The organism is Mesorhizobium sp. M1A.F.Ca.IN.020.06.1.1 (genome assembly GCF_004023265.1).
Classification (GTDB): domain Bacteria; phylum Pseudomonadota; class Alphaproteobacteria; order Rhizobiales; family Rhizobiaceae; genus Mesorhizobium.
In genome coordinates, this window is sequence record NZ_RZSR01001854.1 from 1 (window position 1) to 389 (window position 389).

Sequence of the window (389 nt, forward strand, 5' to 3'; positions counted from 1 at the left end):
CCTCTGGCGCCTTTGTTCTTTATGACCACCAGAAGCGTGGCATCTGGCGCATCATCGCCTCGGGCGCGACCTATCTCGCCCATGCCGTCGGCGCCGGCAAGACGATGACGATCGCGGCCGCTATCATGGAGCAGCGCCGGCTCGGCCTGATCGCCAAGGCCATGCTGGTGGTTCCCGGCCATTGCCTGGCGCAGGCGGCGCGTGAGTTCCTGGCGCTTTATCCCAACGCGCGCATTCTCGTCGCCGACGAGACCAATTTTTCTTTAGCCAAGCGGCACCGCTTCCTGTCGCGCGCGGCCACGGCAACCTGGGACGCGATCATCATCACCCATTCGGCCTTCCGCTTCATCGGCGTGCCGTCCGCCTTCGAGCAGCAGATGATCCAGGAC

1 protein-coding gene is annotated in these 389 nt (G+C 64.5%); it reads left to right on the forward strand.

The genetic code is table 11. The features are described from left to right. Positions 1 to 389: DEAD/DEAH box helicase family protein (locus EOA60_RS37215; protein ID WP_164899978.1), on the forward strand; the 389-nt coding region annotated here is incomplete at both ends.